The following is an 18,768-nucleotide window of genomic DNA, read 5'->3' as shown; positions in this document are numbered from 1 at the left end:
ACTGCGCTCATCTTCGCTCTGAACAATAAACGTCTGCGGCTGGCCGCGATGAGGGATATGAATATGCGAGTTATGGTATTGGGTGGCGGCGTTATTGGTACTGCCAGCGCCTATTATCTGGCCCGAGCCGGTTTCGATGTGGTCGTCGTTGACCGTCAGCCAGCCGTTGCAATGGAAACCAGCTTTGCCAACGCCGGCCAGGTGTCGCCAGGCTACGCTTCCCCGTGGGCAGCGCCGGGCGTGCCGCTGAAGGCAATCAAATGGCTGCTGGAGCGCCACGCGCCCCTGGCAATCAAGGCCACTGCCAACATCGACCAATACCTGTGGATGGCGCAAATGCTGCGCAATTGCACCGCCAGCCGCTATGCCGTGAACAAGGAGCGCATGGTTCGCCTGTCCGAGTACAGCCGTGATTGCCTCGACGAACTGCGCGCCGAAACCGGTATCGCCTACGAGGCTCGCAACCTGGGCACCACTCAATTGTTCCGCACCCAGGCCCAACTGGATGGCGCGGCCAAGGACATCGCGGTTCTCAAGGAATCCGGCGTTCCGTTCGAACTGCTCGACCGTGCAGGTATCGCCCGGGTTGAACCCGCACTGGCCAACGTGACCGACATTCTGGCCGGCGCCCTGCGTCTGCCCAATGACCAGACCGGCGACTGTCAGATGTTTACCACCCGCCTGGCCGAAATGGCCAAGAACCTGGGTGTTGAATTCCGCTTCGGTCAAGACATCCAGCGTCTGGACTACGCAGGCGACCGCATCAATGGCGTAATGATCGACGGCAAGCTCGAAACCGCTGATCGCTACGTGCTGGCACTCGGCAGCTACTCGCCGCAGATGCTCAAGCCGCTGGGCATCAAGGCCCCGGTTTACCCGCTCAAGGGTTACTCGCTGACCATCCCGATCACCAATCCGGACATGGCCCCGACGTCGACTATTCTCGACGAGACCTACAAGGTCGCGATCACCCGTTTCGACAACCGTATCCGTGTTGGCGGCATGGCTGAAATCGCCGGCTTCGATCTGTCGCTGAACCCGCGCCGACGCGAAACCCTGGAGATGATCGTCAACGACCTTTATCCTCAGGGCGGTGACTTGAGCCAGGCCAGCTTCTGGACCGGCTTGCGTCCTACTACGCCGGACGGCACGCCGATTGTGGGTGCGACCCCGTTCAAAAACCTGTTCCTGAACACCGGTCATGGCACGCTCGGTTGGACCATGGCCTGCGGCTCCGGTCGCTTCCTTGCGGATGTGATGGCCAGGAAGACACCACAAATCAGCGCCGAAGGCCTTGATATTTCCCGCTACGGCAACCACCAGGAGACTGCAAAACATGGCAATCCAGCGCCAGCTCACCAATGAACGCATGAGCCAGATCGTTGCCCATAACGGTACTGTTTACCTGTCTGGTCAAGTCGGTGACGACATGAACGCCGGGATTGAGCAGCAAACCCGTGAAACACTGGCCAACATCGAGCACTTGCTGGACCTGGCGGGTACCGACAAAAGCAACATCCTGTCGGTAACCATCTACCTCAAAGACATTGATGCCGACTTTACCGGCATGAACAGCGTCTGGGATCAGTGGCTGCCTAAAGGCGTTGCACCGGCCCGCGCTACCGTCGAAGCCAAGTTGTGCGAACCTGAAATCCTGGTCGAATTGTCTGTTGTGGCAGCACTGCCCTAGGTTTTTCGATCAAGTAACAGTCCCTCTTCCGGCGCGGCACGCGGTTAACGCCGCGGGTCAGCGCCGGTTTTTTTATTCAACAGCCGTTAGAAGCCCGCCGCCATGCGCCCAGCCCGTGCCCTGATCGACCTCCAAGCCCTGCGTCACAATTACCAACTGGCCCGTGAAGTCACGGGGGCCAAAGCCCTCGCTGTGATCAAGGCCGATGCCTACGGCCACGGAGCCGTGCGCTGCGCCCAGGCCCTTGAGGCTGAAGCCGACGGTTTTGCCGTCGCCTGTATTGAAGAAGCACTGGAACTGCGCGCCGCCGGTATTGGCGCGCCCATCCTGCTGCTCGAAGGTTTTTTTGAAGCCGATGAACTGCCACTGATCGTCGAACACGACTTTTGGTGCGTGGTGCATTCGCTGTGGCAGCTCGATGCCATCGAGCAGGCCAGACTCGCCAAACCGATCCACGTGTGGCTGAAACTGGACAGCGGCATGCACCGCGTCGGTTTGCACCCCAATGATTACAAGCCTGCATACCAGCGTCTGCAGGCCAGTGCCAATGTGGCGAAAATCGTGCTGATGAGCCACTTTGCCCGCGCCGATGAGCTCGATTGCACCCGAAGCGTGGAGCAAGTCGCTGTGTTCCTGGGCGCTCGCGCCGACTTGACCGCAGAAATCAGCTTGCGTAACTCGCCGGCTGTACTCGGCTGGCCACGCGTGCCAAGCGACTGGGTGCGCCCGGGCCTGATGCTGTATGGCACCTCGCCATTTGACGAACCCCAGGCCACTGCATCACGCCTGCAGCCGGTGATGACACTGGAATCCAAGGTGATTAACGTCCGCGAACTGCCCGCCGGTGAGCCCGTGGGCTACGGCGCCAAATTCATTACCCCGAAGCCGATGCGCATTGGCGTGGTCGCCATGGGGTATGCCGACGGCTATCCGCGTCAGGCCCCCACCGGTACGCCCGTGTTGGTGGCCGGTGTACGCAGCCAATTGCTGGGCCGTGTGTCGATGGACATGCTGTGCATCGATCTCACCGATGTGCCGCAGGCAGGCCTGGGTTCGACAGTGGAGCTGTGGGGCAAAAACATCCTCGCCAGTGAAGTGGCAGCCAAGGCAGACACCATTCCTTACCAGATTTTCTGCAACCTGAAACGAGCGCCACGCCTCTATTCCGGGAGCTGATCGGTTGTATCCAAAGTGCGGGGGCTGATGGGCACCCAGGTTTGAAGTCGAAGTGTTGTAAATACTGAACGCTATCGCCATGATGGCGACTTCTCGACCTGAATCTGACCCCTAGGAGGCTCCCGCATTGGACGTCGGTGAACGACTGCAATCCATCCGCAAACTGAAAGGCCTGTCACAACGTGAACTCGCCAAGCGCGCGGGCGTCACCAACAGCACCATTTCGATGATCGAAAAGAACAGCGTGAGCCCGTCCATAAGCTCCCTGAGAAAAGTGCTGAGTGGCATCCCCATGTCCATGGTCGAGTTTTTTTCCGAAGAGATCCTTCAAGAAAACCCGACTCAGATTGTGTACAAAGCCAACGAGCTGATCGACATTTCCGATGGCGCCGTGACCATGAAACTGGTCGGCAAGGCACATCCAAGCCGGGCCATCGCCTTTCTCAACGAGATTTATCCACCGGGTGCCGATACCGGGGACGAAATGCTGACCCATGAAGGCGAAGAAACCGGGATTTTAGTGGAAGGTCGCCTAGAGTTAATCGTGGGGCTTGAAACCTTCGTGCTCGAAGCTGGTGACAGCTACTATTTCGAAAGCTCAAAGCCACACCGTTTCCGTAATCCGTTCGACGTTGCGGCGCGACTAATCAGCGCAGCCACCCCGGCGAACTTCTAAGAACAGAGGCGCCCTGCCTGCTTGCAGAGGCACCCGAAGATGCATTTCGCCAGCTCTATTCCCCCTTTGTCTTTAGGGTTGTTTCAGAGTGGCGGGCTAACCGTTATACTTTCGCCCGCCCGCGAAACCGTGGTTGTGGGCGTGACTAGCCACCATTGAGGGTGTACGCGTGAACCTAATTATGAAAATGCTGGCCGTACCAGCAACAGTAATGGCCCTTTGGGCAGTCAGCGCTCAGGCAACAACGAACGATGACATCGCAAAACGTCTTGAGCCAGTCGGTAAAGTCTGTGTTCAAGGGCAAGAATGCAAAGGCATGGAAGTGACTGCCTCTGTGGGCGGTGGCGGCGGCATGACCCCCGACGACATCATTGCCAAGCATTGCAGCGCATGCCACGGCACCGGCCTGTTGGGCGCACCGAAAATCGGTGACACCGCAGCCTGGAAAGAGCGCGCTGATCACCAGGGCGGTCTTGATGGCATCCTGGCCAAGGCCATCACCGGTATCAACGCCATGCCGCCTAAAGGCACCTGCATGACGTGCTCCGATGAAGACCTTAAAGGCGCCATCGAGAAGATGTCCGGTTTGAAGTAAACCGCACCTCTCTGAAAAAGCCGCTGATGGGCGGCTTTTTTGTGCCCGGGATTTGAGTCAGTCAGCCCCCCCTGATGTCTATCACGTCTATATTCAAGGATTGATAAGGAGGGGTCAGATGGTGCAGTCCTGTTCGATCGAGCGCGCAGTCGATGATGTCCTGGCGCGACTACCCATGCATATTCACCTGGGCCTGCCGCTGGGGCTGGGCAAGGCCAACCGGTTCGTCAACGCGCTGTATCAGCGGATCAAACTGTTACCCGAGCGCCGGCTCACGATCTACACCGCCCTGAGCCTTGGTCGCCCGCCGCTTGGGGATGGTTTGCAGCGGCTGTTTCTGGAGCCTTTTGTCGAGCGGGTATTTGGCGACTACATCGAACTGGACTACCTGGCCGACCTGCATCGCAACAGCCTGCCCGGCAATATAGTCGTCGAGCAATTCTTCATGCAGCCGGGGAGTTTGCTCAACAGCCCCCCAGCCCAGCAGGATTATGTCAGCAGCAACTACAGCCACGCGGCACGAGATATCAATGCTGGCGGCCTGAACCTGGTGGCGCAGATGGTTGCCCGCAACCCTCAGGATGCACGGCGCCTGAGCTTGAGCTGCAACCCCGACATCACCCTCGATTTATTGCCCATGATTGCCAAGCGGCGAGCCGAGGGCGAAACCATTTTGATGCTCGGCCAGGTCCACAGCGACCTGCCCTACATGCCCGGCGACTCGGAACTTGACGTTGAGGATTTTGACCTCCTGATCGACGAAGATGAGCGCACTACGCTGTTTTCTACCCCCAACATGCCGGTAAGCCTGCAAGATCACCTTATCGGTTTACATGCCAGTACCCTGATACGGGATGGCGGCACCCTGCAGATTGGCATTGGCTCGATGGGCGACGCCCTGAGTGCCGCCTTGCTGGCGCGCCAGGGCAACAATGACGACTATCGCGCCCTGCTCAACGAGATCGACATCACGCCCTGGCACACGCTGATTGAACAGCAGGGCGGTATCGAGCCGTTCGCCCGGGGCTTGTATGGTTGCAGCGAAATGTTTGTCCACGGACTGATGGTGCTGGCCGATGCCGGGATTGTGCGGCGCAAGGTCTATCCCGATGCCGAACGGCAAGCACAGGCCAACGCAGGGACCCTGGACGAAAGCCTGCAAAGCGACGGCGTGAGCATCCACGGGGGCTTCATCCTTGGCCCGCAGGAGCTTTACCAGCGACTGCGAGACCTGCCCCACAGCAAGCTCAGCGAATTCAACATGACTGCCATCAGCTACATCAACGAGCTGTATGGCCAGGAAGATTTGAAGCGCCTGCAACGGCGCGATGCGAGGTTCGTAAACAGTGCCTTTACCGCCACCTTGCTCGGTGCCGCCGTGGCCGATCAACTGGAAGACGGGCGGGTGCTCAGCGGGGTAGGCGGGCAATACAACTTCGTCGCCCAGGGCCATGCGCTGCATGACGCACGCTCGGTCATCATGCTGCGCAGCTGGCGCGAATCGGGAGGCGAGGTGAGTTCCAATATCGTCTGGGAGTACGGCCACTGCACCATCCCGCGACACTTGCGCGACATCGTGGTCACCGAATACGGGATCGCCGATTTACGCGGCAAAACCGATCGCAACGTCATCGAAGCCCTGCTCAACATCACCGACTCGCGCTTCCAGACCGAGCTGATAGCGCAGGCGCAGCAAATCGGCAAACTGCCCAAGGACTTTTGCCTGGACCCACGGTTTGCCGATAACAGCCCGGAACGCTTGCAGGCCATTGCCGCCAGGCACTCGCACTTGTTCCCCGAGTACCCGTTGGGCAGTGATTTCAGCGCGCAGGAGCAAGACCTGCTGCGAGCGCTGAACTGGCTCAAGAGCAAATTCAAGCTCACGCAAATTTACCAGCTGGGCAAAGCCACACTGGACGCGCCCTCGCCGCAGGCATATCCCGAACACCTGGAGCGTATGCACCTCGCCGAACCGGACGGACTGCGCGAGGAGCTTTATCAGCGCTTGCTGCTGGCAGGGCTGCAGGCAACGAGGCGCTAAACCCGACACGGCCCGTAGTCGCTGCCGAAGGCTGCGAGCTTTTGATGTTGGTCAGCCCCGATAAAAAGCTCGCAGCCTTCGGCAGCGACTACGGGGCTGAGCAAGCCCGGGCAGGGTGGTCGAGGTATTACTCGATAAAGGTCACTTTACCGCCAGCCAGGGATTGAACCCGGGCCAGGGACTCGACGCGATAGCCCTGTGCGTCCAGTTCGGCACGGCCGCCCTGAAACGACTTCTCGATCACGATGCCAAGACCGGCAACGGTAGCGCCCGCTTGCTTGATGATCGAAATCAGTGCCTGCGAGGCTTTGCCGTTGGCCAGGAAGTCGTCGATGACCAACACGCGGTCGCTGCTTTGCAGGTGACGCGGGGAGATCGCAACAGTGCTTTCTGTCTGCTTGGTGAACGAGTACACCGTGGCCGACAACAGGTTTTCAGTCAGGGTCAGGGACTGGTGCTTACGCGCAAAAATCACAGGTACACCCAAGTTCAAGCCAGTCATCACGGCAGGAGCAATACCCGACGCTTCAATGGTGACGATCTTGGTAATGCCCGAATCCTTGAACAAACGCGCGAATTCGTCGCCGATTTCTTTCATCAACTGAGGGTCGATCTGATGATTCAAGAAGGCGTCGACCTTCAAAACCTGATCGGAAAGCACGATGCCTTCTTCGCGAATTTTCTTGTGCAGTGCTTCCAACGTAACGTCCTCAAATAGCGCTTATGCGCTGAAGGTAGAGTAAAAAATAGTCAATTCTAGCGTTTTAGCATCGCGCGTATATCGGCCAATGCCGTATTTCCGCGAACCGCCTTCACTTCGGTGGGGGTATCGTCGTTGCCTTCCCAGGCCAGATCGTCCGGGGGCAACTCATCGAGGAAGCGACTCGGCGCACAATCGATGATCTCGCCGTATTGCTTGCGCTTGGCGGCGAAGGTAAACGCCAGCGTCTCACGGGCACGGGTAATACCCACGTAGGCCAGACGCCGTTCTTCTTCAATGGTGTCCGCTTCAATGCTGGAGCGGTGCGGCAGGATTTCTTCTTCCATGCCCATGATGAATACGTAAGGAAACTCCAGGCCCTTCGACGCGTGCAACGTCATCATCTGCACGCCTTCGGCACCGTCTTCCTCTTCCTGCTGGCGCTCAAGCATGTCGCGCAACACCAGCTTGCCAATGGCTTCCTCGATAGTCATGGCACCGTCTTCGTCTTTCTCGAGGGTGTTTTTCAACGCCTCGACCAGGAACCAGACGTTGGACATGCGGTAGTCCGCCGCCTTTTCACTGGAGCTGTTGGTGCGCAGCCAGTTCTCGTAGTCGATGTCCATGATCATGCTGCGCAGTGCAGAGATCGGGTCTTCGCCTGAGCATTGTTGACGCACACGGTCCATAAAACGCTTGAAGCGTCCCAGGCGATCAGTAAAGCGGGCATCCAGATGCTCACCCAGGCCGATTTCATCGGTGGCGGCATACATCGAGATTTTGCGTTCGGTCGCGTAGTTACCCAGCTTTTCCAGCGTGGTCGAACCGATCTCGCGACGCGGGACGTTGATCACGCGCAGGAAGGCGTTGTCGTCATCCGGGTTCACAATCAGACGGAAATACGCCATCAGGTCTTTTACTTCCTGACGCCCGAAGAAGCTGTTACCACCCGACAGACGATAGGGAATCTGATGGTGTTGCAGCTTCAACTCGATCAATTTGGCCTGATAGTTACCGCGGTACAGAATCGCAAAGTCGCTGTACGGCCGGTCGGTGCGCAGGTGCAGGGTCAGAATCTCGACGGCTACGCGCTCGGCTTCGGCGTCTTCGTTGCGACAGCGAATCACCCGCACTTCGTCGCCGTGGCCCATCTCGCTCCACAATTGCTTCTCGAACTCGTGCGGATTGTTGGCAATCAGGATGTTGGCGCAGCGCAGGATACGGCTGGTGGAGCGATAGTTTTGCTCCAGCATCACCACTTTCAAGGACGGGTAATCGTCCTTGAGCAACATCAGGTTTTCAGGACGGGCGCCGCGCCAGGCGTAGATCGACTGGTCGTCGTCACCGACCACGGTGAACTGATTGCGCTTGCCGATCAGGTATTTGACCAGCAGGTACTGGCTGGCGTTGGTGTCCTGATATTCATCCACCAACAGGTAACGAACTTTGTTCTGCCACTTCTCAAGAATGTCGGCGTGCTCTTCGAACAACTTCACCGGCAGCAGGATCAGGTCGTCAAAGTCCACTGCGTTGTAGGCCTTGAGCGTGCGCTGGTAGTGGGTGTAGACGATGGCTGCCGTCTGCTCCTTGGGGTTGCGCGCATTTTCCAGCGCCTGGGGCGGCAGGATCAGGTCGTTTTTCCACGAGCCGATCATGTTCTTGATTTCGTCGACCCCGTCGTCGCCCGAGTATTCCTTCTGCATGATGTCGGTCATCAGCGCTTTGACGTCAGCTTCGTCAAAGATCGAGAAACCCGGCTTGTAACCCAGCCGCGCATGCTCCTTGCGGATAATGTTCAGCCCCAGGTTGTGGAACGTGCACACCGTCAAGCCACGACCTTCACCCTTTTTAAGCAGGGTGCCGACACGCTCTTTCATCTCGCGGGCGGCTTTATTGGTAAACGTCATGGCGACGATGTACTGGGCACGGATGCCACAGTTCTGGATCAGGTGCGCGATTTTGCGGGTAATCACGCTGGTTTTGCCGGAGCCCGCGCCGGCGAGCACCAATAGAGGGCCGCCGACATAGCTCACGGCTTCTTGCTGCCGGGGATTGAGTCGGGACATGACGAGATCAGGGGTCGTGTGTAAAAAGGGCGGGCATTTTAACAGGCTGAGCAAATATTGCTGCCTCTGTGCGACGGTGTGACATGCCACATCATCTTAATTTGCCGCTTTTGTTACTTTCGCGCAGGATGCCATGAGTATTTGCAGCTACCGTAGGATTAATACAGCAAATACGTATTTGATAACCAGTGTCATTGCCATTGGTTGCTGGCACGTCATAATGCCCACCGCCCGAATTTTTGCAGAGTCTAGGGAGCTAGCTTGTCTACGCCTGTCGAACCCTTGCGTTTACTGCTATTGGCCGAAGAGCCATCATGGGCAACGTTATTACGTGAATGTCTGGCGCCCATGGGAACTGCGGCCGTCATGATAGCCGCGCCGAGCTGGGAATCTGTCAGCCATCTGTTCGAGAACGATCGCAATGCGCTGCTCCTGACCACGGCGGACCTGCAGCCTTCAGCGGGCCGCTGCCGCTTGCCCACGGTTTTGCTGCTCGACACCGAACCTGCAACGTCACCCCGGGGTGTCAGCGACTGGCTGGTCAGCACCAGCCTGACTCCCGATGTCCTGCGCCGTTGCCTGCGCCATGTACGCGAACGCGGCGTGCTCGAGCACACGCTGCAACGTCTGGCCGAAGAAGACCCGCTGACCGGCATCGCCAACCGTCAGGGCTTCCAGACCCTGCTGGCAGTGCGCCTGGCCGAAAGTGACGGTCGCGGCATCGCCCTCGGCCATCTGGACCTGGACAACTTTCGCCACGCCAACGATGCACTGGGCCATCAGGCTGGCGATCGCCTGATCCTGCAGGTGGTGGCGCGCCTCAAAAGCCAGCTCGAAGCCGGCGACCAGTTGGCGAGGCTGGGAAGCGACGAGTTCGCGCTCTTGATCAATACCCATCGTGCGCCCGAGCGTGCCGAGTGGATGGCCGAGCGGATCACCGAGGTGATGGCTGAGCCCTACTGGGTCGACGGCGAAAGCCTGCTGATTGGCTGCAGCCTGGGCATCGCCCATGCGCGGGCCAACGCCGGGGCCGACCCGCTGATGTGGCACGCGCATATCGCCATGCAGCAGGCCAAAAGCACCCAGGGCTGCACCTTCCACGTCTTCAACGAACGCATCAATCGCAATGCCCGCAGCCTGGCCGACCTCGAAAGCGAGCTTCGCCGCGCCCTGCGCCGCGATGAACTGGAACTGCATTACCAGCCGCGCCTGGATCTGGGCACGGGGCAGATCGTCGGGTTGGAGGCGCTGGTACGCTGGCGCCACGCCGAGCGTGGCCTGCTGGCGCCCAGTGAGTTTGTGCCTCTTGCAGAGCAGAGCGGGCTGATTGTACCGCTGGGTTACTGGGTCATCTCCCGGGCTCTTCGCGATATGCAGTCGCTGCGTGAACGCGGGCTGGAACCGTTGCACATGGCGGTCAACCTGTCGTTTCGCCAGTTTCAGGACAGCCAGTTGCTCTCGACCCTCAGCCGCTTGATCATCGAGCGCGGTGTTGAAGCGCAATGGCTGGAATTCGAACTGACAGAAACAGCCGTGATGCGGCGCAGTGACCTGGTCAAGCAGACGATGGATGCACTGGGCAGACTCGGCGTGCGTTTTTCGCTGGATGATTTTGGTACGGGGTTCTCATCGTTTGTGCATCTCAACAGCCTGCCGATTGCGCTGCTCAAGATCGACAAAAGCTTTGTTGGCGGCATGGAAGGCCGCGAAGAGAACCGCAAGCTGGTCCACGCCATGATCAACCTGGCCCATAACCTGAAGCTGGAAGTAGTCGCCGAAGGCGTCGAAACCCCTGAACAACTTGCCCTTTTGCGCGACTTTGGCTGCGATCAGGTACAGGGTTACTTCATCAGCAAACCGCTGCCGCTGGCGGATCTGGTGGAATACTTGACGTTTGGGGCTCAGCAGCAGGTGCCGCAGGCGATCTAGCCCACAACATAACCTGTGAAACGGTGGGATCTATCTGTGGGAGCGGGCTTGCTCGCGATGGCATCACCCAGGCTTACCTGACAGACCGCGGGTCCTGCATCGCGAGCAAGCCCGCGCCCACAAAAGCCTGACCCTCTCCCAAGCGGTTATGCCGCACTCAAGCCCGCCACTTTCGCCGCCTTGCGCTCCTGCTTGATCATGCGCCGCATCTTCCACTCGAACGCCAGCGTCAGGCTGATCGAGGCACAGGCCAGGCCCAGTGCCAGGCCCCACCACACCCCGGTCGGGCCCCACTCGAAAGTAAACGCCAGCATCCAGGCCATCGGCGCACCAATCACCCAATAGCAAAACAGCCCCACCAGAAACGTTGTCTTGGCATCCTTGAGCCCGCGAATGGCACCCATCGCGATGGTCTGTGCTCCATCAAACAGCTCAAACCAGGCAGCCACCGCCAACAAGCTCACCGCCAACTCGAATACCGGGCGGAACGCCGGATCGTTGTAATCCAGGAACAAACCGATGAGTTGGGTCGGCAAGAACCAGAACACCACAGAGAAGCCCAGCATGATCACCGCACCGCAGCCGATCCCGACCCGGCCCGCCAGGCGCGCCCGCAGCAAGTCTCCGCCGCCATAGTGCTGACCAATACGCATGGTGATTGCGTACGACATGCCCGCCGGCACCATAAACGCCACCGATACGATTTGCAGCGCAATCTGGTGCGCCGCCAGTTGCGTGCTGCCCATGGTGCCCATGCACAGCGCCGCGAACGCAAACAGCCCGACCTCCACCGCGTACGTACCGCCAATCGGCAGGCCGAGGCGCCACAGCTCACGCAAATAAGTCAGATTGATCCGCGACAGGCCTTTGCTGATCGGATACGCGTCGTAGGCCGGATGACGGTGGATATGCCAGGCCAGGCCCAGCGCCATTAAGGTCGCCACAATCGCCGTGACCAGGCCGATGCCCATCAAGCCCAGCTTAGGCAGGCCGAACATGCCGGTAATCAGTGCGTAATTGAGCAGGAAGTTGGCCACGGTGCCGATCAGGCTGATTACCATCACTGGCGTGGCCCGGCCCATTGCACTGGTAAAACCGCGCAGGGCCATAAACGTCATGTAGCCGGGCAAAGCGAACGGTAACAGCATCAGGAACTGGCCAGCGGCCTCAACGTTGGTGGGCGTCTGGCCGAACAACAGCAACAGCGGCTTGATATTCCACAGCATCACCGCGCCCCCCAGCGCCAGCCCCCAGGCCAGCCACAGACCCGCCTGTGTGAGACGGGTCGCGCCTTCAATGTCACCCGCGCCCTGGCGAATCGACACCAGCGTACCCACGGCAGCAATGACACCAATGCAAAAAATCGACACGAACGAGTAGCTGGCCGCACCCAGACTCCCGCCAGCCAGAGCCTCTGGGCTCAGGCGCGCCATCATCAGCGTATCGGTCAGCACCATCAGCATGTGAGCCAACTGAGAGGCGATCAGCGGCCCTGCCAGCCGCATGATTGCCCAGAGTTCGATACGTGCAGGATGCTGTTTGGTCATCAGTCAGATTTCTATAGGTGCGTTGAAAGGCCTGATTCTCGGCGCGTTGAGTGTTTTAAGCAAAGGGATAAAAACGATCCGTAGCATGACTAAAACTCATGCGTAAGCTTATAGTTCTCACCACCGACTGTGACACGATAGGAACAATCTCAATGTCTCGTAGCCTTCCTCCTCTTTATGCCTTGCGCGCCTTTGAAGCGGCAGCTCGCCATAGCTCGTTTACCCGAGCGGGAGAAGAGCTGTCGATCACCCAAAGCGCCGTCAGCCGACATATCAAGACCCTGGAAGCGCACTTCGCCTGCCGGTTGTTCCAGCGCAATGGCCGCAGCCTGCAACTCACCGAAGCCGCCCGCTTGCTGCTGCCGGGTGTGCGCGAAGGCTTTGCCGCCCTGGAACGTGCCTGCACCACTTTACGCGCCGAAGATGACACCTTGCGCATGAAGGCCCCCTCGACCCTGACCATGCGTTGGCTACTGGCCCGTCTGAGCCGATTTCGTCACCTGCAGGCCGGTAACGAGGTGCAACTGACCAGCGCCTGGATGGACATCGACAATGTGGACTTCAATCAGGAGCCATTCGACTGCGCCGTACTGCTGAGCAATGGACACTTTCCGCCTGACTGGGAGGCCACGCTGTTGTTTCCCGAGATGCTGATCCCGGTCGGCGCGCCCACCGTACAGGACGACACGCCTTGGGACGTCACGCGCCTGGCTGCCACCGAACTGCTGCACCCCACTCCCGATCGCCGTGACTGGCGCCGCTGGCTCGACTGCATGGGCCTGAGCGGGCAGGTTTCACTCAAGGGCGGGCAGGTTTTTGACACCCTGGAGCTGGGCATGATCGCTGCCGCCCGGGGGTATGGCATCTCCATGGGCGACTTGCTGATGGTTGCCGAAGACGTTGCTCAGGGTCGCCTTAGCCTGCCATTCCCGGCCGCCGTGGCCAGCGGCGAAAATTACTATCTGGTCTGGCCAAAAACCCGTCCTGGTGGTGAGCGCCTGCGCCGTCTGAGCGACTTTCTGCAACATGAAGTCGCCGCGATGGAGCTGCCAGAGGTGGAGCGAATGAAGTAGCCGGGCCTATCACCCTGTTACCGGCCGATACTGCAACGCCTGCGCCAGGTGCCTGCGCTCAATGCCTTGCAGCTGCTCCAGATCGGCCAAGGTCCTTGCCACCTTCAATATCCGGTGTGCCGCCCGCAGCGACAACGTCATCCGCTCGCAGGCGGTCTCCAGCCAGGCGTTGTCCACCTCACTCAGCCGGCACTGTGTACGCACCCCCGGCAGATCGAGAAAGGCATTGGCACACCCCTGACGCTGTAACTGGCGCTCACGTGCTGCTGCCACCAATGCCGCCGAGATGGCCGTGGTATCGCCAGAGGCAAGGGGCGGGTTGAGCGACGTGGTCTCGCGCGCCACGGTCAGATGCAAATCAATGCGGTCGAGCAACGGTCCGGAAAGTTTGTTGCGATACCGCTGGATCTGCTCCGGGGTACAACGGCAGCGGCCTGTGGGCTCACCAAGATATCCACAGGGGCAGGGGTTCATGGCCGCGACCAGTTGGAAGCGCGCCGGAAAGCGCATTCGATCCCGGGCGCGGGCAATCACGATAAAGCCGGACTTCATTGGCTCCCTGAGGACTTCCAGCACCTTGCGATCAAACTCGGGAAGCTCATCAAGAAACAACACGCCGTGATGCGCCAGCGTGATCTCGCCGGGCTGTGGCTTTGAGCCGCCCCCCACCAGTGCAGGGCCGGAGGCCGAGTGGTGAGGCTGACGAAACGGGCGCTGTGGCCAGCAGTTCAGCGGCACATGGCTGACCACCGACTGAATGGCCGCAACCTCAAGCGCCTCTTGTTCGTTGAGCGGCGGCAACAACCCGGGCAGGCGGCTGGCCAACAAGGTCTTGCCGGTACCGGGCGGGCCGCAAAACAACAGATTGTGGCTGCCTGCGGCGGCAATCAATAACGCCCGCTTTGCCGAAAGCTGCCCCTGGACATCGATCAGATCAGGATAAGGTTTGCTCAACTGCAATAAACCGCTGGCGACATAAGGCTCAATCACCTCACGCGCTGCGAAATGTGCCACCAGCTGCAACAAGTGCTCGACCGCGATCACTTCAAGCCCGGATGCAAGGCAGGCCTCTTCGGCATTGGCCAGCGGCACCACCAGGGCCCGTCCCGCAGCACGGGCCGCCAACGCCGCTGGCAAAACGCCCTGGACAGACCTGATTGCACCCGACAACGCCAATTCGCCCAGGCACTCCACCTGCTCCAACGCTGCGGCCGGTATTTGCCCGCTGGCCGCCAGGATTCCCAGGGCAATGGCCACATCAAAACGCCCGCCGTCCTTGGGCAGATCGGCGGGCGCCAGATTAAGAGTGATTCGCCGGGCCGGGAAATCCAGCCCGCAATTGAGGATCGCGCTGCGCACCCGGTCTTTGCTTTCCTTGACGGCCGCTTCAGGCAAGCCGACCAGTGTTAACGCGGGTAATCCATTGGCCAGATGCGCCTCGACCATGACGGCAGGCGCCTCGACACCCACCTGGGCGCGGCTGTAAACGATAGCCAGAGCCATGACTCATTCCTTGAGTTCGCAAAAAACTCATCCTGCGCGAATCAGGAGCCGAGGGCAGGGGTGTAATGGATACGGGATGTGAATGTGCATGCAAACACGACCGGCGAGCTGCCAAGGTGCGGTTGCATAAATCGCACAACCCTCTAGAATTAATGAATAACGTTATCCATTAATTATGATAATAAACTTCAAGTGCTGCAGAACTGAACGTCTGTTCCGAAGTGGCAAGACCCGTGCATGGTCAGACATTATCAATGTGGTAGAACGCAAATTAACGATGCTAGATGCTGCATCCGTGCTGGCCGATTTAGTGTCGCCTCCTGGCAATCGGCTCGAAGCGTTGGGCGGCAACCGCAAAGGCCAGCACAGCATTCGCATCAACGCACAATGGCGAATCTGCTTCATTTGGGGCGCGAATGGCCCTGAAGCGGTAGAAATCGTTGATTATCACTGAGGTCATCATGATCAAGAACGGCATGCGCCCGGTTCATCCGGGCGAAATCCTCAAAGAGGAATACCTGGAGCCACTGAGTCTCTCGGCCGCTGCGCTGGCCAGAGCGCTCAAGGTGTCCACACCGACGGTGAACGATATCGTGCTGCAGCGCCGTGGTGTCAGTGCCGATATGGCCTTGCGGCTGGCGATTTGCCTTGAAACGACGCCTGAGTTCTGGCTGAACCTGCAAACCACTTACGATCTGCGCAAAGCACAAATTGAACGTGGTGCAGCGATTCGCGAGCAGGTTGAACCCATTCATCACTGCGCCTGATTCACGCCCCCAGCGCCTTGGTGCCCAGATCTTCAGCAAAGCGCAACAGGTAGCCATCGGGGTCGAGCACCAAAAAATTGTGCTCGCCGAACAACACGTCGTTACTGCGGTACCAGCGTTCTTCCAGGGGTTTTCGCAAACTGTGACCCGCGGCTTCAAGGCGCTGGATCAGCCCCTGGGCATCCGGGCATTTGATCGACAGGTTCATGCCGCGACCAAACGGCTGCTCCAGCGGCCCGACACGCCAGGAAGACTCTTCAAGGTCATCCTGTTCCAGCATCAACTGGCTGCCATGAAACGACAAAAACGCAAAAAAATGCTCCGGGCGCTGGTACTCGATCTTGAATCCGAGCACTTCACAGTAAAAGCCCAGGCTGCGCGAGAGGTCCGAGACGATCATCTCGGGTACCAGCGGGTTCATCACCAACATACTAAAACATCCTTGTTTCAATGATCGACGCACCGCCTTCGAGCGTTATTGCGTCGGCGGCAGTAGCCTGGCTTCCAGTTCGGCCACTTTGGCCTCCAGGCATTCAAGACGAGCACGGGTACGGGCCAGAACCACCATTTGGCTGTCGAACTCTTCGCGGCTCACCAGATCCAGCTTGCTGAAACCACTTTGCAGCAAGGCTTTGAACTGGCTTTCGATTTCGTTGCGCGGCAGCGCGGTTTCGCCACTGAACAAACGGGAGGCGTGGCCACCAAGGGCGTCGAGAAAATCTTTGGGCGCGAGCATGGATAAAGTCCTTAAAACTGATGGCGGCGAGTGTATCACGGGGGGTTGGCGCTCACTGCCGACGGCTTTCTGCACGTTTTTCGCGCACCTTCCCTGCAGGCTGCGCACCATCATCGAGCACAAACATCCCGACAAATCAGGCCAAAAGCCATCAACTTCTTCTAAACCGCTGTAATTGTTGATTTTTCCAGACATGGCAAGGTTTCTGCTTAGGCGTATATGACTCATGCACTGATGCAGTAGCTGTGACGAAGGCAGTGCGGCAGGTGGTTCAGGGAGTGTTTTCGTCACCAGCGATTTACACACGTTGTACAGCCTGAAGAAGGCTGACGATGCGTTACAAAGCCAGACACTGCGCTTAGACTTGAGCCGGGTTTGTTTTCCTGGGGCAAGTCCACCAATTCGGGAGAAGTTTCATGAAGCTAGTCACCGCCATTATCAAGCCGTTCAAGTTGGATGACGTGCGCGAATCGCTGTCTGAGATCGGCGTACAAGGCATTACTGTTACTGAGGTCAAAGGCTTCGGCCGGCAGAAGGGTCACACCGAGCTGTATCGCGGCGCGGAATACGTGGTCGATTTTCTGCCAAAAGTGAAGATTGATGTCGCCATTGACGACAAGGATCTTGATCGGGTTATCGAGGCGATAACCAAGGCTGCCAACACCGGCAAGATTGGTGACGGCAAGATTTTCGTGGTCAATCTGGAACAGGCTATTCGCATCCGTACCGGCGAAACCGATACCGACGCAATCTAAGCCGCCAAACCCCAACGCCCCAGGAGAAAACACTATGACTCTGCGTAAAATCGCAGGGCTCGGAGCCCTGCTGTCTGTCGTAATGCCTGGCCTGGCCATGGCGGCAGACGAAGTGGCTGCTCCAGTCCTCAACTCGGGCGATACCGCCTGGATGCTGACTGCTACCGCTTTAGTGCTGTTCATGACCATTCCCGGCCTGGCGCTGTTCTACGGCGGCATGGTGCGCTCCAAAAACATTCTTTCCGTAATGATGCAGTGCTTCGCCATTACCGGTCTGATCAGCATTCTGTGGGTCATTTATGGCTACAGCATCACGTTCGACACCACGGGCATGGAGCAGGGCGTCACCAATTTCAATTCGTTCATCGGCGGGTTCGGCAAAGCCTTCCTGGCGGGTGTAACGCCTGAAAGCCTGACCTCACCTACCGCACTGTTCCCGGAAGCCGTGTTCATTACCTTCCAGATGACCTTCGCCATCATCACCCCGGCGCTGATCGTCGGTGCCTTTGCCGAGCGCATGAAGTTCTCGGCCATGCTGATTTTCATGGGCGTGTGGTTCACCCTGGTCTATGCGCCAATCGCGCACATGGTATGGAGCGGTAACGGCGGCCTGATGTGGGACTGGGGCGTCCTCGATTTCGCAGGCGGCACAGTGGTGCATATCAACGCCGGTATCGCAGGTCTTGTCGCGTGCATCGTGCTTGGCAAGCGTAAAGGCTACCCGTCCACCCCAATGGCTCCGCACAACCTGGGTTACACCCTGATGGGCGCTGCCATGCTGTGGATCGGCTGGTTCGGCTTTAACGCCGGCTCCGCAGCGGCCGCCAACGGCACTGCCGGCATGGCGATGCTGGTCACTCAGATCGCTACCGCTGCCGCGGCACTGGGCTGGATGTTTGCCGAGTGGATTACCCACGGCAAGCCAAGCGCACTGGGTATTGCTTCGGGCGTAGTCGCAGGCCTGGTGGCAATCACCCCGGCCGCTGGCACCGTAGGCCCAATGGGCTCGGTCGTGATCGGTCTGGCATCTGGCGTGATCTGCTTCTTCTGCGCCACCAGCCTCAAGCGCAAACTGGGCTACGACGACTCACTGGATGCGTTCGGCGTACACGGCATCGGCGGCATCGTCGGCGCCATCCTGACTGGCGTGTTTGCCGCCCCTGTACTGGGTGGCTTCGGCACCGTGACCGACATCCCGGCCCAAGTCTGGATCCAGTTCAAAGGCGTCGCCTTCACCGTGGTCTACACCGCGATTGTGACGTTCATCATTCTCAAAGTGCTGGATGCCGTGATGGGTCTGCGAGTGACTGAAGAGGAAGAGGCTGTGGGCCTCGACCTGGCTCAGCACAACGAGCGCGGCTACAACCTGTAAATATCCCTATAAAAAACCCGGCGTGCCGGGTTTTTTTTTGCTCATAAAAAGACGATATTCTCGGCAATGGAATGATTTGCCCTACAGGTTAAAGGGTTCACCAAGTTCTACGCTTGTGAATGCCACCCGTACTTGCGACACA

The 18,768-nt window shown here is 58.9% G+C and carries 18 protein-coding genes; 12 read left to right on the top strand and 6 right to left on the bottom strand.

Annotated features, from left to right (window positions below):
* Positions 1-63: 63 nt before the first annotated feature.
* The 6 genes from dadA to V6P94_RS03695 all read left to right on the top strand — a co-directional run bounded on the left by dadA (position 64) and on the right by V6P94_RS03695 (position 6,178).
* Positions 64-1,365 (top strand): D-amino acid dehydrogenase, encoded by a 1,302-nt coding sequence (gene dadA, locus V6P94_RS03720; RefSeq protein WP_133075049.1) that lies wholly within the window; start codon positions 64-66, stop codon positions 1,363-1,365.
* Entirely contained in the window at positions 1,337-1,690 is a 354-nt protein-coding gene (locus tag V6P94_RS03715; protein ID WP_133075048.1) for a RidA family protein, read from the top strand. Before dadA ends, V6P94_RS03715 begins: the two co-directional genes overlap by 29 nt.
* Positions 1,691-1,792: 102 nt before the next feature.
* A complete protein-coding gene (gene alr, locus V6P94_RS03710; RefSeq protein ID WP_133075047.1) occupies positions 1,793-2,866 on the top strand; it encodes an alanine racemase in 1,074 nt (357 codons plus the stop codon).
* A 127-nt stretch (positions 2,867-2,993) separates the two neighbouring features.
* Positions 2,994-3,542, top strand: coding sequence for a cupin domain-containing protein (locus V6P94_RS03705; protein WP_019828220.1), 549 nt, complete (start codon positions 2,994-2,996; stop codon positions 3,540-3,542).
* A gap of 181 nt (positions 3,543-3,723) precedes the next feature.
* The gene (locus V6P94_RS03700; protein ID WP_133075340.1) at positions 3,724-4,137 is read left to right on the top strand and encodes a cytochrome c5 family protein; all 414 of its coding nucleotides are present in this window, start codon (positions 3,724-3,726) and stop codon (positions 4,135-4,137) included.
* A gap of 118 nt (positions 4,138-4,255) precedes the next feature.
* Entirely contained in the window at positions 4,256-6,178 is a 1,923-nt protein-coding gene (locus V6P94_RS03695; protein WP_133075046.1) for an acetyl-CoA hydrolase/transferase C-terminal domain-containing protein, read from the top strand.
* 127 nt (positions 6,179-6,305) lie between these two features.
* On the opposite strand, the gene V6P94_RS03690 is transcribed toward V6P94_RS03695, so the two are convergent.
* Both V6P94_RS03690 and rep read right to left on the bottom strand, forming a co-directional pair.
* Positions 6,306-6,878 carry a xanthine phosphoribosyltransferase gene (locus V6P94_RS03690; RefSeq protein ID WP_133075045.1) on the bottom strand — a complete coding sequence of 191 codons (573 nt, stop codon included), beginning with the start codon at positions 6,876-6,878 and terminating at the stop codon, positions 6,306-6,308.
* A gap of 56 nt (positions 6,879-6,934) precedes the next feature.
* Positions 6,935-8,944, bottom strand: coding sequence for a DNA helicase Rep (gene rep / locus V6P94_RS03685; protein ID WP_133075044.1), 2,010 nt, complete (start codon positions 8,942-8,944; stop codon positions 6,935-6,937).
* Between the two features lie 261 nt (positions 8,945-9,205).
* Here rep and V6P94_RS03680 point away from each other — a divergent pair, with 261 nt between their 5' ends.
* Complete coding sequence (locus V6P94_RS03680; protein WP_133075043.1) at positions 9,206-10,873, top strand: bifunctional diguanylate cyclase/phosphodiesterase; 1,668 nt, start codon at positions 9,206-9,208, stop codon at positions 10,871-10,873.
* A gap of 146 nt (positions 10,874-11,019) precedes the next feature.
* Here V6P94_RS03680 and V6P94_RS03675 read toward each other — a convergent pair whose 3' ends face one another.
* Positions 11,020-12,420 carry a NorM family multidrug efflux MATE transporter gene (locus V6P94_RS03675; protein WP_133075042.1) on the bottom strand — a complete coding sequence of 467 codons (1,401 nt, stop codon included), beginning with the start codon at positions 12,418-12,420 and terminating at the stop codon, positions 11,020-11,022.
* Between the two features lie 152 nt (positions 12,421-12,572).
* Here V6P94_RS03675 and V6P94_RS03670 point away from each other — a divergent pair, with 152 nt between their 5' ends.
* On the top strand, positions 12,573-13,493 hold the full coding sequence (locus V6P94_RS03670; protein ID WP_133075041.1) for a LysR substrate-binding domain-containing protein: 921 nt from the start codon (positions 12,573-12,575) through the stop codon (positions 13,491-13,493).
* Between the two features lie 9 nt (positions 13,494-13,502).
* Here V6P94_RS03670 and V6P94_RS03665 read toward each other — a convergent pair whose 3' ends face one another.
* Positions 13,503-14,996: a YifB family Mg chelatase-like AAA ATPase gene (locus tag V6P94_RS03665; RefSeq protein ID WP_338649029.1), complete on the bottom strand. Its 1,494-nt coding sequence runs from the start codon at positions 14,994-14,996 to the stop codon at positions 13,503-13,505.
* A 175-nt stretch (positions 14,997-15,171) separates the two neighbouring features.
* Here V6P94_RS03665 and V6P94_RS03660 point away from each other — a divergent pair, with 175 nt between their 5' ends.
* Both V6P94_RS03660 and V6P94_RS03655 read left to right on the top strand, forming a co-directional pair.
* A complete protein-coding gene (locus V6P94_RS03660; protein WP_133075039.1) occupies positions 15,172-15,450 on the top strand; it encodes a type II toxin-antitoxin system RelE/ParE family toxin in 279 nt (92 codons plus the stop codon).
* A gap of 7 nt (positions 15,451-15,457) precedes the next feature.
* The gene (locus V6P94_RS03655) at positions 15,458-15,763 is read left to right on the top strand and encodes a HigA family addiction module antitoxin (RefSeq protein WP_048352553.1); all 306 of its coding nucleotides are present in this window, start codon (positions 15,458-15,460) and stop codon (positions 15,761-15,763) included.
* Between the two features lies 1 nt (position 15,764).
* Here V6P94_RS03655 and V6P94_RS03650 read toward each other — a convergent pair whose 3' ends face one another.
* Positions 15,765-16,193, bottom strand: coding sequence for a VOC family protein (locus tag V6P94_RS03650; protein WP_133075038.1), 429 nt, complete (start codon positions 16,191-16,193; stop codon positions 15,765-15,767).
* A gap of 45 nt (positions 16,194-16,238) precedes the next feature.
* A complete protein-coding gene (locus tag V6P94_RS03645; protein WP_133075037.1) occupies positions 16,239-16,499 on the bottom strand; it encodes an accessory factor UbiK family protein in 261 nt (86 codons plus the stop codon).
* Between the two features lie 416 nt (positions 16,500-16,915).
* On the opposite strand from V6P94_RS03645, the gene glnK reads away from it, so the two are divergent.
* Both glnK and V6P94_RS03635 read left to right on the top strand, forming a co-directional pair.
* Complete coding sequence (glnK, locus tag V6P94_RS03640; RefSeq protein WP_002555808.1) at positions 16,916-17,254, top strand: P-II family nitrogen regulator; 339 nt, start codon at positions 16,916-16,918, stop codon at positions 17,252-17,254.
* A gap of 34 nt (positions 17,255-17,288) precedes the next feature.
* On the top strand, positions 17,289-18,626 hold the full coding sequence (locus V6P94_RS03635) for an ammonium transporter (protein WP_133075036.1): 1,338 nt from the start codon (positions 17,289-17,291) through the stop codon (positions 18,624-18,626).
* Positions 18,627-18,768 lie beyond the last annotated feature (142 nt).

It is taken from the genome of Pseudomonas sp. ML2-2023-3 (genome assembly GCF_037055275.1).
In the GTDB taxonomy this organism is placed as follows: domain Bacteria; phylum Pseudomonadota; class Gammaproteobacteria; order Pseudomonadales; family Pseudomonadaceae; genus Aquipseudomonas.
This window is presented reverse-complemented; position numbering and strand designations above follow the sequence as displayed.

Bases quoted from the DNA above. Each gene is read 5' to 3' on its own strand.
- dadA (WP_133075049.1), top strand. From the start codon at position 64: ATGCGAGTTATGGTATTGGGTGGCGGCGTTATTGGTACTGCCAGCGCC.
- V6P94_RS03715 (WP_133075048.1), top strand. From the start codon at position 1,337: ATGGCAATCCAGCGCCAGCTCACCAATGAACGCATGAGCCAGATCGTT.
- alr (WP_133075047.1), top strand. From the start codon at position 1,793: ATGCGCCCAGCCCGTGCCCTGATCGACCTCCAAGCCCTGCGTCACAAT.
- V6P94_RS03700 (WP_133075340.1), top strand. From the start codon at position 3,724: ATGAAAATGCTGGCCGTACCAGCAACAGTAATGGCCCTTTGGGCAGTC.
- V6P94_RS03695 (WP_133075046.1), top strand. From the start codon at position 4,256: ATGGTGCAGTCCTGTTCGATCGAGCGCGCAGTCGATGATGTCCTGGCG.
- rep (WP_133075044.1), bottom strand. From the start codon at position 8,944: ATGTCCCGACTCAATCCCCGGCAGCAAGAAGCCGTGAGCTATGTCGGC.
- V6P94_RS03675 (WP_133075042.1), bottom strand. From the start codon at position 12,420: ATGACCAAACAGCATCCTGCACGTATCGAACTCTGGGCAATCATGCGG.
- V6P94_RS03670 (WP_133075041.1), top strand. From the start codon at position 12,573: ATGTCTCGTAGCCTTCCTCCTCTTTATGCCTTGCGCGCCTTTGAAGCG.
- V6P94_RS03665 (WP_338649029.1), bottom strand. From the start codon at position 14,996: ATGGCTCTGGCTATCGTTTACAGCCGCGCCCAGGTGGGTGTCGAGGCG.
- V6P94_RS03660 (WP_133075039.1), top strand. From the start codon at position 15,172: ATGATAATAAACTTCAAGTGCTGCAGAACTGAACGTCTGTTCCGAAGT.
- V6P94_RS03655 (WP_048352553.1), top strand. From the start codon at position 15,458: ATGATCAAGAACGGCATGCGCCCGGTTCATCCGGGCGAAATCCTCAAA.
- V6P94_RS03650 (WP_133075038.1), bottom strand. From the start codon at position 16,193: ATGTTGGTGATGAACCCGCTGGTACCCGAGATGATCGTCTCGGACCTC.
- V6P94_RS03645 (WP_133075037.1), bottom strand. From the start codon at position 16,499: ATGCTCGCGCCCAAAGATTTTCTCGACGCCCTTGGTGGCCACGCCTCC.
- glnK (WP_002555808.1), top strand. From the start codon at position 16,916: ATGAAGCTAGTCACCGCCATTATCAAGCCGTTCAAGTTGGATGACGTG.
- V6P94_RS03635 (WP_133075036.1), top strand. From the start codon at position 17,289: ATGACTCTGCGTAAAATCGCAGGGCTCGGAGCCCTGCTGTCTGTCGTA.